The sequence below is a fragment of the Bacteroidota bacterium genome, from assembly GCA_018266835.1.
In the GTDB taxonomy this organism is placed as follows: domain Bacteria; phylum Bacteroidota; class Ignavibacteria; order Tepidaquicellales; family Tepidaquicellaceae; genus JAFDZO01.
In genome coordinates this window covers 240144-253858 of sequence record JAFDZP010000004.1, presented here as the reverse complement: position 1 = coordinate 253858, position 13715 = coordinate 240144, and the positions used below count along the sequence as shown (strand labels likewise).

The window sequence follows — 13715 nt, the reverse complement described above, 5'->3', positions numbered from 1 at the left end:
TTCTATATTCTGTTAGCAGGACCTGTCATTGAAAGGTTTGTTATCCTTCCATTATCTTCACTGAAATTTATTGTTATATACTCCCCGTACTTGGGTAAAACCTTTACGGGAGTATTAACATTTCTTTTTATATAAGAAATAATTGCATTTGAAATTGAGCCTGTTCCGCTGGAAAGCGTCTCACGTTCTACTCCCCTTTCAAACGTCCTCGCATGGATTTCATTTTCATTCACAACTTTAACAAAATTTACATTCGCACCTTCAGGCATCAGGTCGCGGTGCATTCTTATGTTCCTTCCCCACTCATCTATATTTACTTCATCTAAATTATTTACAACAGGTTTTTGAATGTCATCAATAAAAACCACTATGTGCGGCGAGCCGCAATCAACATACGCGCATTCCAGCTCTTCCCACCACTCATCAAAATTAACTTTTAGTTTTATGGATGGATTTATTATTGCAGGGTCAGGCATTTCAACCTTAATGTTTTTTTCATCAACAACTTCGCAGTTATAAATTTTATCAACTGCTTCAACAGTAAGCTTAGTCTTCTTAATTAATTTTTCATCAAGTGAATATTTCACAGTGCATCTTAATCCGTTGCCGCATAACGAACCGCTGCTGCCGTCTCTGTTATAATAATTCATTTTCAGATCCGCCTTCATGGTTGTCTCTACAAATATCACTCCGTCAACATCCTGATTTTCCGGTTTAGAGCATAAGTCAGTAACAATATGTTCATTGTTGCTAATCTTCAGGTCAAGATTATTAATCATTATAAAATTATTACCTGCGCCTGTGTATTTCATTATTATTCTAGAATCCAAACGGACCTCCCGGATTTGTAGTCTTTGTTATTTTTATATCTTTCAATTGCGGTGCTTTTATTTTTATTTCCAGATTAAATCCTTTATAAACTCCCAGTGGATACCAGTTAAAATTCATCTCCCACGAATTTAAGTCCCTGTATGCAGTTACGTACGGAGCAGTTATTTGTTGATTCGTAAAATCGTAATTAGCTGATACATTGAATCTCCATTTTTCCGTAGGACTGAATCCCAGACTTCCCGAAATTCCCGAAGTGCGGAATATCTGTGTAGGATTAGCTCTGCTTTCCGAATAATTATAATTCAGACTTCCCGTGAATGGAATGTTATAATTCAAAACATCAGTTGTATCTCTCAATAATTTTTTTGTTGTGTCTTTCTTTGCATCGGTATCCTGATTGGACAAAAGAAAATTATAACTTGTCGATAAATTGATATTGAAGTTTGTTAAATCTGCAAGCTTGCCTTCGCTCCATAAAAATTTATTAATTCTAGTTCCAGTGAGACCATCGAACTGATAAAGATTGAATGATGCACCGCCGGAAATATTCAGGATACTTCCTATCTGCGTTCGGAAACTTGTAGATATATCTGTAAACCTTAATGAGTCAGCGGCAAAATTATAACCTACCGACGCGTCTAAATTTAAAAGCTGGAATTTATTATCTGTAGAATCCGTCTCTCTTGTCTTCATTTCAAAAACGTTGCCGATTGAAAGTCCGATTGACTGCTGTTCTCCTTGTGAAGGTCCGCCGAAAATTCCGTTCTCAAAAAAAGAATATTTCTGTGGTTTGCCCGTTGCATCTATGTAAGTTCCGTAGTATCCCCAGAAATCTTTGGAGAAATCCGGAGTGTAGTTATAAGTAATGTTCGGAGTAATAGTGTGGCGTATTCCTTTTATACCTAATATGTTCGGAGTAAAAATTCCTATGAGTTTCGTTCCGAATGTAACTCCCATATTGAATGACCGGGCAGTCTTAAATCCATTTTGATTATCCGATACAACTGTGTTTGTAACAGGGTCGTATCTTTTGGTAATCGTCTTATCATACCAGTATTCATTATAATTAAAATAAGGATTGACTGAAATGAATTGTGACTGCGGAGATAAATTTAAAACCACATTGTGATAAGCTCCCATTCTGTCATTGCGGAATTCCAGACTGTCATTCCCGCTTACTCCCTGCACAACTGTTTTTGAACGGTTATTCAGATACGAACCACGATAACTGTAAGAAAAATATTCCATCAGACCTCTGTTATCATTCGTAGAAGTCTCCGACTGAAACGGAAATGTCTGCGATATTGAAAAATTCAACGAAGGTATATTTTCATTAATACTTCCTGTTATTAAATTCTGGTCCCTATGATAATTTGCATTAAAAATAAACGGCGTTCCTTCCCATGACTTTGAGTAAGTAAAATCCGAAATAATATTCTGCCTCAGCAATGTATTCAGATTGTTTGACGTATTATTGTAATATGCTTTGCCGCTTGCAAAAGTTAAATTTCCGTTTAAACTTGAAGTGGGGCTGAATTGCTGCGCATGATTCACGGTCAACGCCCATTCATCTGAACTGAATTTATCAAGGTCAGTTGCTTCACCTAATCTTATTCGTGAGTAGCCGCCTTCAACCTGTCCCGTAAAATTATATTTTAATGCGTAACGGAATCTTCCGTTAAAGTCATATCTTCCGCGTGAAAAAATACTTCCTGTAAGAGCTAAGTCATAATAATCACTCATTGCCCAAAAGTAGCCGAGCCGCGATACATAAGTACCGTAAGTACCGTCATCTCCGTAAGTGGGAGGAATTAATCCCGACGATCTTCCCGATTTATTAGGAAACACTCCAAACGGAATCCAGAAAACAGGTACCCCTTCAATGTACATAAACACTGACTGAGCTATTACCCTGTCATTTTTAATCACCTTCATTTTTGGTGATAGGAAATAATATTCGGGATCTTTTCTGTCAGTAGAAGTGGTGTACAATCCGTCTTTTATAAAAAATATTTCATCGGTAACTTTTTTTATTTTATCTCCGAAGTAATATCCAACATCTGCCTCAGAGAATCCCATCGAAATGTTTCCCTGTTTAGTTGTAAAATTGTAAAGCAGCTTAGTGCCTTCAAGTTTTTCTCCACCCTGCACCATTATAGGAGTCTGGACTAACGTGCCTGTATTCATCGAGTCGGGTATTCCATATGCTTCAAGCGTCTCGTCTTCTTTATCCAATAAAATTATACCGGAGTTTAATTTCAAATCCTGATATGTAAGCTCGGCATCATTGAAGAGATAAAGTTTTTTTCCTTTTACATCGAATATAGCAGAGTCGCGTGCCGAATAATTTATTGGCGCAGTTATATCCGATTTTATCTGTTTAAGGGTATCAATAGAAGATTTAGTTGAATCAATTTTCAGGCTATCTGTTTGTGCCGCTGCCTGTGATATAATGACAAGAAATAATATGTATGGGAAAAATTTTTTCAAAAAGGTGTTTACAAACTTTTTTTTTCTTCGTTTACTTTTGGTACTTAAAAGTAACCCCATCTTTTTAGATGGGGTCTAAAGTTACATATGAAAAATTCTAAAAGATTATTTCAAAATCAGAATATTTTATTTTATTACAACATCATTGGAAAGCTCATCAGTATCATCGCTTTGCCTCGGGAAATGCTGCTTTAATTTTGCTCCGATATGATTTACACAATGGAGCACTCCCTGCAGATAATTGCCTGCTTTGAACTCATTACTTATTCCGGTTGTAATTTCATTCCATGCATTTGTTTCAATCAGTTTGTTTATTCCTTCATCGGCAAGGATTTCAAATTTCTTTTCATCGAGTAATATGTATAGAAGTACGCCTGTTCTGTTTTTTGTTTTATGCATTCCCAGTTTTAAAAATTGCTGAACTGCAATTTCTCTGGGTGATTTATTCTTGTCAAAAAATCCTTTCTTAATATGAACGCACAACCGTATTTCACCTGAAGTATTACTTTCAACTTCACTGATACCTTTGGAGATTTCTTTTAAATCCGCATCACTGAAATATTGTTCTATTATCTTCTTACTCATAAATTTAATTTTATTAACTCACTCAAACCGGAATTATTAATTATTCATTACTAATTATTAATTGAGAGAATTACCAGCTACCGCTTGAGCCGCCACCGCCAAAATCACCGCCGCCGCCGGAAAAGCTTCCGAAGTCACTGCCGCTGCTGCTGCCGCTATCAGAACCTGAGCTCCCCCAGTCGCTTCCGCTGAATAATGAGCCTGCCATAAATCCCGTGCCGAATCCGCCGAACCTGCTGCCTCTTCTTCCTGTTATCATTCCTCTTCCGAATCCGAAAATTCTTCTGATGATACTTATTATTATCATCAGAAAAATGAAAAGAAAAATGACAACAACAAAAATTATTTTAACTGTAGACTTGCTTGATTTTTGGTCTGCTTTATATTCACCTTTTGTAACTGCTATAATATCATCTACTGCTTTGTTCAGTCCTTCATAATAACGTCCTGCTTTAAATTCAGGCTGCATATCGTTGCGGATTATCTGTGATGATATTGCATCTGTAAGCGCGCCTTCTAGTCCGTAACCGACTTCAATCCGCATCTTCCTGTCCTTTAACGCTACAAGAATCAATACTCCGTTATTCTTATCCTTCTTTCCTATTTTATTTTTGCGCGCAATTTCTACAGATACATTTTCAATCGGTTCACCATTAAGACTGTTGATGATGTAAACAATTATCTGATTTGAAGTTGTCTTTTCAAATTCAACAAGCTTTGTCATCAGAGAATTTATCTGCGATGAGCTTAACGTTCCCGTTTCATCTACAACGTATTTTTTTATTGTAGGTGGTGCATCGGTAAGTGATTTAGACGGACCGTCATCTTGGGCATAACTCAATCTGGTTAATGAACCAATGAATAATAACGTTAATATTAAAAATAATTTTTTCATTTATTACTGTCTGCTTTAATCTTAAATCATTTAATAAAAATATATCCTGTTAATTACAAATTGTAAATTTTTAATTGAAAAAACTACCAGCCGCCCATAAATGCTCCGCCAACAGGTCCGCTTCCTCTTTTTTTACGTTTGCTGTATATACTTGAACTGCTTATGTAATGCCTGCGTATCGAACCTCTTGGAAATCCTCCGACAATAACAGTACTGCCATATCCTTTTGATTTTCTGATAACAAGAATTATCAGACCGATAATAATTGCGCTTAATATTGACACAATAAATATTGTCATACCCGGACTTTGTTCAGGCCATATACCTTCATATTCATATTGTTTGTATCTGCTAAATGAAGGTGAAGTTTCATTAAGAGATTTTGTAACGCTGTCACTCTGCGCATAACAAATTCCGCTTACTAAAAGAACTAATATTAAAAATATTTTTCTCAATTTCTGTATTTATACATAACAAATATACTTAAAATATACGTTATATTCGGTTTAAAACAAAAAAGCGAATCCTGTGGTTTCGGACTCGCTTTGAATTATATGTTTGAGAAGAATAAAATCAGAATAAGAAAACGGAATAAGAAAATCAGTATAAGAAAATCAGAATAAGAAAATTATGAACCTTCTGCTTCTTTTACTATCTCCAAATCAGCAGCTTCCATTTTTTTAATAGAAAATCTTCTATTATCTTTTTCAACTGACATGTTTATTTCATCAAGAATATCCACCATGGTTTTATATTTCATATTCCTGTCAAACTTCAAAAACAAAAGTAAGTTACTGTTAGATTTTGAAAGCTGCGTTAACCTGCTGCCGATATCTGCAAAGCTCACTTTCTCGGGAGGAAGCTCCCTTCCGCTTTCAAGTCCTTGCGATAAAAAAATATTTCCTTTCTCAGATACTCTTATAGTTGCAATGTTTCCCATATTTACTGCAACATGTTCATCTCCCTTCGGAAGATTTATCTGCATTGCCTGAGGCATTGCAAGTGTTGTCGTTAACATAAAAAATGTGAGGAGAAGCATAATTACATCTACCATGGGAGTCATGTCAATTTTTACTCCGGCATTTAGTAAACTGTCTGAATGAGGGTTTTTGTGGCGGGAGTTTCCCGATACAGCAGAGCTGCTATCGAAGTCTGCCATAAAGTTTTGGTTTGGTTAAAACTTTATACTGAGAACATTTTGATTTGGTTCCTTTGTTATTTTTAAACGCAAAAAGCGCAGAGTATATCGCGAAGAGCGCAAAGATGTTATAGTAAAAAAATCCATTCTTTGCGGACTCTGCGTTACCTTTGTGTTCTTTGCGTTTAGATCAAATAAAACAAAAAAGCGAACCAACTTTTCGTGAATTCGCTTTTTGAAAATCTTGCGTTACGAAGCCGGAGCATCGTAACGAGTAAAAATTTATTTAGCCTTCGGCGCGCTTTACGATTTCTTTATCGATATCTTCCATTTTCATGAATGAATATCTCTTTTCAATCTTAGCTTTATTTATTTCGTCGAGGATATCAACCATTGTATTATACTTCATCTTTCTGTCGAATTTAAGAAGTATAAGAAGATTATTATTGGCAGCATAAAGCTGTTCTAATTTGCTCTTCATGTTTGCGAAGCTCACATTTTCAGGTGGCGCTTCAGTGCCGTTTGATATACCTTGAGAGAAATAGATATTGCCTTTTTCAGATACTCTGATATAAAGCACATTACCCATATCAACTTTAACCTTATCGGTTTCATCACCTTTCGGTAAGTTGATCTGCATTACCTGAGGCATTGCAAGTGTTGTGGTAAGCATGAAGAATGTTAATAATAACATAATCACGTCCACCATCGGAGTCATATCAATACGAACACCGACTTTCTTGCCTTTTTTCCATTTGGGTTGTTTCTTCCGACTATTCCCGGAATCCCCGGCGTCAAAATCTCCGCCTGCCATAAGGTATTCTCCTTATATAAAATTTAGAAAATTATTTTGTTATTTTTTTCCGGGCTCTCCGGCATCTATATCAGTTACCAGCGAGAACCTCGTATTACGGGTGCTTTTTAATGAAGCCATTAAATCTTCTACCACTGCAAAATCAACATCCTTATCGCCTTTAAGCACAATTTTAAAATCAGATTTATTCTGTGTCATATTTTTTAATGACAACCGTAAATCACTAAGAGTCTTTTCAAACTTATCTTTATTCATAATGATCGGCTTTCTCTTTACGTCTTTTCCGCCGATTTTCTGTGTCATTTCTACTTCAGTTTTTCCTGTGCTGTCAGGATGATATACACCGATACCGAACTCATCTCCGAATACTTCTTTTCTGACTTTGAAGTTATCTACGTCAACGTAAATATCGCCAACCTTTGTGAGGGAGAGTGTCATTACGTCTTTTTCGGGAAGTTTTGTAGTATCGACATTTAAAGATTTGGGGAGCTTAACTTCAATGTTTTCGCTCATCTCAGCTTTAAAGGTAGCTGTCAACATGAAAAATGTTAACAGAAGCATAATCACGTCCACAAGGGGAGTCATATCTATCTTTACACCCGGCTTTTTTATTGACCTGCTTTTGCCCATTGTTGCGTTTTAAAATTTTCTTGTTTAGTTAATTATTTCTTACCTTTTACTGCTAAAATCTGAAGCATATTATAAGTAGCTTCGTCAATCATATATGTAATGTTACCAACTTTTGTTACAAAGAAGTTGTAAGAAATTGTTCCGATGATAGCGCCAAGAAGACCGCCTGCTGTATTTACAAGAGCTTCAGAGATACCTGCTGAAAGTTCTGCAGCATTAGGTGTACCTGCTGTTGCAAGCGCCTGGAACGATTTGATCATACCAACTACTGTTCCGAAAAGACCTACCAACACTGATACAGAAGCGATTGTTGACAAAGCAACAAGGTTTCTTTCAAGTAGAGGTACTTCAAGCATCATAGCTTCTTCAATAGCTGCTGTTACTTCAGCAAGCTTTTGCTCGGCTTCAAGTCTGTTATCACCAACAAGTGTCTGATATCTGTCCAGCCCTTGCTTGATGATATTTGCTATGGAGCCCCGCTGCTGGTTACAAGCAGCAATAGCCCCTTCCACATCTCCGTCAAGGAGTGAAGCCTGCACTTTCTTTAAGAAGGTTTCAATCGGGCCGCGGCCTTTTGCTTTGCTTAATGAAAGAAGTCTTTCAACAGTGAAAGTTATTACCATAATGATAAGGGTCAAGAGTAACGGTACGATGGCACCGCCGAGGTAAACTGCGCCCATTAAATTTGTTGGAACGGTTTTTTCAGGATTTTTAAAATTTCCCGGTGAACCGAATCCAAATTGGAAAATCACGATTGAAGCAACTAATGCGACTATAAGAAGCACAGTAATAAAGACTGACTGTTTCATTGTTAAAGTTTAACCTCCATTAACCCTTATTCAAAGGTCTTTGATTGTTTAAATTAATTAATTTTGTAATTTTACATTTTATTAAGAAAAACTTGTAATCGCCTCTTCCTGTGTAGGATATGAGTCGAATATTAACGCCAATTTTGTGATGACAAATAAATTTTCAAGATTTTTATTCAGCTGGCAAAGCTTAATCTTTCCTTCACGCTTTGAATAATTTGCGTGAGCAGAAATTAAAACTCCCAGCGCTGTTGAATTGAGATAAAGTACTTCACCCAAATCTATTACTAATTTTTTATTACCTTCATCAGAGATTTTTTTAATTGTATCTCTTAGCTCATCGGTTTCATCTCCGCCTACAAAGTTGCCTTTGGGAGCGATAACGATAATGTCCTTATCTTTGATTTCAGTAATTTTAATTGATGACATAAGCAAATATTAAAATTTTGTTACAAAATATGAGATTATATTTAAAATTGCAATAAATTAAAAACTCTTTACAAATATATAATCCATTTTATTTCCGTCTGAGGTGGAATAAAAGAGAGGGCAATTAAGTTAAGGGAAAAATTATTTTTCTAAATTAAAGCTCGCGCTTTACTCTAAAATTTCCAGAATCTTTTTATTAATGTCTTCTTTACTTCCAAGTCCGTTTACATCTGTTACCATGTTCAGTTTATCATATACTCCTTTTACGGGAGCAGTAGAACTATAATAAACCTCTAATCTATGCTTAATAGTTTCCTCAGTGTCATCACTTCTTCCTCTTTTTAATAATCTCGATATCAGTTCACCGTCATCAGCCGTAAGATTCAATACTCTTACATTATTGTAGCCCATTTCACCGAACAATACATTCAGAGCTTCTGCCTGAGCAATTGTTCTGGGAAAGCCGTCTAAAATAAATCCGCCGCTCTTATCATTTGCATTAAGCGCGTCCTTTACAATCCCTATCATAATATCATCAGAGACCAGTGCCCCCGAGTCCATAATCACCTTTGCCTGTTTACCTAAATCCGTTCCGTCCGATACTGCTTTTCGTAAAACTTCACCTGTGGATAAATGAAACAGGTTTAATTTTAACGCTATCATCTCCGCCTGAGTTCCTTTGCCTACTCCGGGAGGTCCAAATAAAATTAATTGATACAAATTTTTCGTTAAGTTATTTCTTTAATTATTTTGTGAGAGTGCCTTGGTTTGAGATTGAAAGTTGTCCGCACGCCGCGTTTATATCAACTCCTGCGCTTGACCTTAAATTCACCACAACCTTTTCATCTTTCAACTTACCAATAAACTCAAATAATTTTTTATTTGAAAGTGAAATATCAATATCCGAACCATTATAAATATTTAAGGGTGTTTTGAGTTCGAAGTGAATCGGGTGAAAAGGAATTATGTTAATATTACTCGGAATCATCCGTGAAATTCTTGCAAGTCTCTTTACATCATCATCGGTATCATTCAAATCAGGGAAGTGAATATACTCATAGGTAACTTTATTTTTTGTTTTAGAATAAAAATAACTCAGCTCATCGTAAATCATTCCTAATTTATTTTTCTTTGATGTAGGAATAATTGATTCGCGTATTCCGTTATCAGTGGAGTGCAGCGAGAGCGCAAGCTTTACGTTTTTAATTTCTTTGTTCTCCTCTGCCATTAAATCATCTGCGAACTTTTTTATCTTATCTACAAATCCCACTGTAGAAACTGTAATTCTCTTTGAAGATAAATCCATGCCTTTAGGGTGAGTAAGGATTTTTAAGGACTTCAGCATGCTGTTATAATTCAAAAACGGCTCGCCCATTCCCATGAAAACTATGTTAGTAATTTCTTCGCCCGATAATTTTTTAACCTGATACACTTGAGAAACAATTTCCGCTGCTGAAAGATTTTTCAAAAATCCCATCTTGCCCGTTGCGCAGAATTCACATCCTACATTGCATCCGACCTGAGTAGAAACGCATACAGTGTTCCTTCCCTCTTCACGGATTAACACAGTTTCAATTAAATATGACTTCCCTTTATTATCCGGCTCTATCTCAAATAAAAATTTCTGAGTCTTATCTGAATTTGAATTTGTAATTAACTGATTCTTATCTTTACCTATGAAATAATGCTCGGCAAGTTTTTCCTGTAAAGGAACTCCGATAGATTTTATTTCCGATATCTCATCAACGTTTCTTTTGTGCAGCGCTTCGAATATCTGCTCGCCCCGGAATGCCTTATCGCCAAGCGCCTTTGCAATATCTTTCAGCTCCTCTAAGGAATAGTTCAATAAGTTCTTTTTTCTTGTATCCATATATGCAAGTTAAACAAATAGAAGGGCAGAAGCAGTTCATAATGAATTCTGTCCCGCTAAAGCTGGACAAGTCTCCTTCGTAAGGAGAGGGGAAATATTGTTTTATTTCACCAATAGCATTTTTTTAGTTTCCTTAAAATTATCTGTCTGAAGTGAATAGAAATATATTCCGCTTGAAAGATTGCTGCCGTTAAACTCTATTGAATAAACTCCAATATTTTGTTTCTTATTTACTAAAGTCTGTATTTCTTTTCCTTGCAGATTAAATACTTTGAGAGCTACAAAATTAGACGCTCGTAGTTCGTAATTGATTGTTGTTGTCGGATTAAAAGGATTCGGGAAATTCTGGTAGAGTTTATATTGTTTTGCTAATTCGCTTGGTGATTCTTTAATAGTGGTTAACACATTATGGGTTGTATCACCTCCAACTTTCGTATGTACTCCCCCTCTTGTAGATGAAACAGTATAAGCCCATCCTTGTTTACTTCCGACAAATCTTGTGTAAAAATATTTAGCAGGGATATGTATACTTGTATCAGGTATCTGATAAGTCCAATTTATACCTCCGTTTGTTGTCCGGTATATTATTCCCCTGGTTTGATTATTCTTAGGATAATATATCAATCCTCCTGATGCCCAGATTGTATCAGCATTTATAACGGAAAAGCTGAGAACCTCAGTCGAAAGATTTCCAAAGCTAAGATTTAAAAGTCTTGACCAGTTCAAGCCGCCATTTGTAGTCTTTTCAAAATTACCGCTTGCGCATTTCCACCCTGTTAAATCATTTTGAAAATATATGTCTCCAAATCCTCCGGCTCCTGCAATAGTAGTCCAGTTGGAACCCCCATTAGTTGTTTTCTTTAAATAGTCATTTGATGCATTACTTCCTGCTATAAATCCTGTATTATAGTTTAGCATATATATTCTTGCTGGATTCCCCCCAAAAACGTTATATTTATTTATCCAGTTCACTCCGCCATTTGTCGTTACAAATACCCCCCCCCCGAAATCTATATCAGAACAAATCCAAATTGTGTCTTTATTTAATACAGTCATATCACGAGTATATGTTCCGTTTAAATAAATTGTCTGCCACGATGTGCCACCATTTGTAGTTTTATAAAGTGTATCAGGATTAGCAGCAGCATATCCAAAATTATTATCTAAAAACTTTAAAACTTTAAATGTTGTATTAGCTCTTTCCAATACAATATTCCAGTTATCCCCTCCATTAGTAGTTTTAAGAATGTATGCATGGTCTGATGTAGTTCCGTCAGTACATGCAAACCCGACTAACGAATCAACAAATTTCAAATCAGTCAATTGCCTTCCATTCAAATCAGGCATTGTCTGCTGATACCAATATTGAGTCGATGAAATATAATAAGTAAACCCTGCGAGGAGTAGAAGTGTAGAAATGAAGAGTAGAATATGCTTTCTCATAGCAGTGGGATTCTTAATCTGAACTTATTTTTAACTTCTTCAAAAATAAAGGCAGATAATACGTGAGGGAATTGATACCACGCCCTGCCCCTCTCCACCTTTGCGGGACGAGCTTCATTGTAATTCATAATTCTACATACATCCCGCTAAAGACGGGACTGCTATAGCAGTAATACATAATTAAAAACCTATTCCTACTAATAGGTAACAATTTCTTTAATTAAAATTTTATTCTTATTATATTAGCAGAGGTGGTTGAAAGTTTATAAAGTTTGTAAAGTTTGTAAAGGGAATATTAGTATTTCTTAATTTGCGGAATCCGCCAAAGCGGATGAAAACAAAACCCGACCAAAACCCGACTTTTTCCCGACTAATTCTGATAATTAATAATTAGTAATTAATAATGAATAATAAAATGCGACTATTTTGCTACTATCTGCGCAATCATATATATTAAATGAATCTGTGTTCAGAAACCCGACAAAAACCCGACTTTTATAAAAATATTTCTTAAATCTTAAATAGAAAACATGGGCAAAAAAGATCCACGCATTGACGCCTACATAGAAAAATCAAAGGACTTTGCAAAACCAATCCTTAAACACGTCCGCGAACTTGTTCACAAAGCTGTTCCGGAAACTCAGGAAACTATTAAGTGGGGCTTTCCGCACTTTGATTATCTCAACGAAATGATGTTCGGCATGGCTGCATTTAAGGAGCACATGGCAATCGGCTTCTGGAAAGGTTCAATCATGGCTGACCCGGATAAAATTCTTGACGTTGGACGCGAGCAGGCGATGGGTCACTTCGGCAGAATAACAAGCATGAAGGACCTGCCGGCAGATAAAATAATGATAAAGTATATTAAGGAAGCTGCGCGATTGAATAAGGAAGGGATTAAATTACCGCCGAAGAAGAAGGCATCTGCTACAGATAAAAAAGAACTGGTAGTGCCCGATTATTTTACAAAGGCATTAAGTAAAAACAAAGCTGCGAAAAAAGTGTTTGATGAGTTCAGCTACTCGAAGAAAAAGGAATATGTGGAATGGCTTACTGAAGCTAAAACCGAAGCTACCCGTGATAAAAGAATGGAGCAGGCAGTGGAATGGATTGCCGAAGGAAAGTCCCGGCATTGGAAGTATCAAAACTGCTAATTTCTGAAAAAGAAAGGGCGCTTACTCTTTCAAAATTAAGCGCCCTTTATTGTACCCCCAATGAACTAAACTATATCAAAAAGTCCAAAAATCACGTAAACTATTAATAAACTAATAACTACAACTGAAAAACCTTTGAGAAGATTTTTCATAAAACCGTTAGAAATGAGAAGGAAAATATTACCCACTTGTATCCCCCATGAGTTTTAATTATGACAAAAACTATAAAATTGGCAATTTTAGTGCCATAAAACAAACTTTTTTCGTCAGTCTTTACATAAAAAAAGCGCTTCATCTTTATAAATGAAACGCTTATCTGCACATATAGAAAGTTAATAAAATTAAATTAACCCGAGTAAAAAATAAAAAATAATTCCTGCAACAAGTACTGCTGAAAAGCCCTGGAGAAGACCCTTCATAAATCCTTTGGATATGAGAAGATAAATATTACCCAAATTTCCCCCCTGTAATATTTTTTTATGTTAAAAAAAAATTATGTTTGAATTTCAAAATTTATACTTTACTTACGATAAGAAGTTTCCGGTGGATTTAGTTTCAAGCCCAGGTAAGTATATCTAAAACTGCAAAAAAAACTGCAAGTATCACCAGAAAGATAAAAACTCCTTT

14 protein-coding genes are annotated in these 13715 nt (G+C 35.8%); 1 reads left to right on the top strand and 13 read right to left on the bottom strand.

Annotated features, from left to right (window positions below; genetic code table 11):
* Positions 1–2: 2 nt before the first annotated feature.
* The 13 genes from JST55_12210 to JST55_12150 form a co-directional block, all read right to left on the bottom strand.
* Positions 3–830 (bottom strand): diaminopimelate epimerase, encoded by an 828-nt coding sequence (locus JST55_12210; protein ID MBS1494271.1) that lies wholly within the window; start codon positions 828–830, stop codon positions 3–5.
* A complete protein-coding gene (locus JST55_12205; GenBank protein MBS1494270.1) occupies positions 820–3321 on the bottom strand; it encodes an LPS-assembly protein LptD in 2502 nt (833 codons plus the stop codon). Before JST55_12205 ends, JST55_12210 begins: the two co-directional genes overlap by 11 nt.
* Before the next feature lie 126 nt (positions 3322–3447).
* Positions 3448–3906 carry a TPM domain-containing protein gene (locus tag JST55_12200; GenBank protein MBS1494269.1) on the bottom strand — a complete coding sequence of 153 codons (459 nt, stop codon included), beginning with the start codon at positions 3904–3906 and terminating at the stop codon, positions 3448–3450.
* A 70-nt stretch (positions 3907–3976) separates the two neighbouring features.
* Positions 3977–4801: a TPM domain-containing protein gene (locus JST55_12195; GenBank protein MBS1494268.1), complete on the bottom strand. Its 825-nt coding sequence runs from the start codon at positions 4799–4801 to the stop codon at positions 3977–3979.
* 83 nt (positions 4802–4884) lie between these two features.
* A complete protein-coding gene (locus JST55_12190; GenBank protein MBS1494267.1) occupies positions 4885–5256 on the bottom strand; it encodes a hypothetical protein in 372 nt (123 codons plus the stop codon).
* A gap of 173 nt (positions 5257–5429) precedes the next feature.
* Complete coding sequence (locus JST55_12185; GenBank protein MBS1494266.1) at positions 5430–5960, bottom strand: biopolymer transporter ExbD; 531 nt, start codon at positions 5958–5960, stop codon at positions 5430–5432.
* Positions 5961–6225: 265 nt separating this feature from the next.
* Positions 6226–6753: a biopolymer transporter ExbD gene (locus JST55_12180; protein ID MBS1494265.1), complete on the bottom strand. Its 528-nt coding sequence runs from the start codon at positions 6751–6753 to the stop codon at positions 6226–6228.
* Positions 6754–6792: 39 nt separating this feature from the next.
* Entirely contained in the window at positions 6793–7383 is a 591-nt protein-coding gene (locus JST55_12175; protein ID MBS1494264.1) for a biopolymer transporter ExbD, read from the bottom strand.
* Positions 7384–7415: 32 nt separating this feature from the next.
* Complete coding sequence (locus JST55_12170) at positions 7416–8192, bottom strand: MotA/TolQ/ExbB proton channel family protein (GenBank protein MBS1494263.1); 777 nt, start codon at positions 8190–8192, stop codon at positions 7416–7418.
* Between the two features lie 81 nt (positions 8193–8273).
* Positions 8274–8621, bottom strand: a complete 348-nt coding sequence (locus JST55_12165) for an STAS domain-containing protein (GenBank protein ID MBS1494262.1) — start codon at positions 8619–8621, stop codon at positions 8274–8276.
* 168 nt (positions 8622–8789) lie between these two features.
* Entirely contained in the window at positions 8790–9341 is a 552-nt protein-coding gene (locus JST55_12160) for an adenylate kinase (GenBank protein ID MBS1494261.1), read from the bottom strand.
* Positions 9342–9366: 25 nt separating this feature from the next.
* Positions 9367–10491, bottom strand: a complete 1125-nt coding sequence (rlmN, locus tag JST55_12155) for a 23S rRNA (adenine(2503)-C(2))-methyltransferase RlmN (protein MBS1494260.1) — start codon at positions 10489–10491, stop codon at positions 9367–9369.
* A gap of 102 nt (positions 10492–10593) precedes the next feature.
* Positions 10594–11934 (bottom strand): T9SS type A sorting domain-containing protein, encoded by a 1341-nt coding sequence (locus JST55_12150; GenBank protein ID MBS1494259.1) that lies wholly within the window; start codon positions 11932–11934, stop codon positions 10594–10596.
* Between the two features lie 530 nt (positions 11935–12464).
* On the opposite strand from JST55_12150, the gene JST55_12145 reads away from it, so the two are divergent.
* Positions 12465–13088, top strand: a complete 624-nt coding sequence (locus tag JST55_12145) for a YdeI/OmpD-associated family protein (protein ID MBS1494258.1) — start codon at positions 12465–12467, stop codon at positions 13086–13088.
* Positions 13089–13715: the final 627 nt, after the last annotated feature.

Coding starts and splice junctions, on each gene's coding strand:
- JST55_12145 (MBS1494258.1), top strand. CDS start 12,465: ATGGGCAAAAAAGATCCACGCATTGACGCCTACATAGAAAAATCAAAG.
- JST55_12170 (MBS1494263.1), bottom strand. CDS start 8,192: ATGAAACAGTCAGTCTTTATTACTGTGCTTCTTATAGTCGCATTAGTT.
- JST55_12185 (MBS1494266.1), bottom strand. CDS start 5,960: ATGGCAGACTTCGATAGCAGCTCTGCTGTATCGGGAAACTCCCGCCAC.
- JST55_12165 (MBS1494262.1), bottom strand. CDS start 8,621: ATGTCATCAATTAAAATTACTGAAATCAAAGATAAGGACATTATCGTT.
- rlmN (MBS1494260.1), bottom strand. CDS start 10,491: ATGGATACAAGAAAAAAGAACTTATTGAACTATTCCTTAGAGGAGCTG.
- JST55_12180 (MBS1494265.1), bottom strand. CDS start 6,753: ATGGCAGGCGGAGATTTTGACGCCGGGGATTCCGGGAATAGTCGGAAG.
- JST55_12200 (MBS1494269.1), bottom strand. CDS start 3,906: ATGAGTAAGAAGATAATAGAACAATATTTCAGTGATGCGGATTTAAAA.
- JST55_12150 (MBS1494259.1), bottom strand. CDS start 11,934: ATGAGAAAGCATATTCTACTCTTCATTTCTACACTTCTACTCCTCGCA.
- JST55_12195 (MBS1494268.1), bottom strand. CDS start 4,801: ATGAAAAAATTATTTTTAATATTAACGTTATTATTCATTGGTTCATTA.
- JST55_12175 (MBS1494264.1), bottom strand. CDS start 7,383: ATGGGCAAAAGCAGGTCAATAAAAAAGCCGGGTGTAAAGATAGATATG.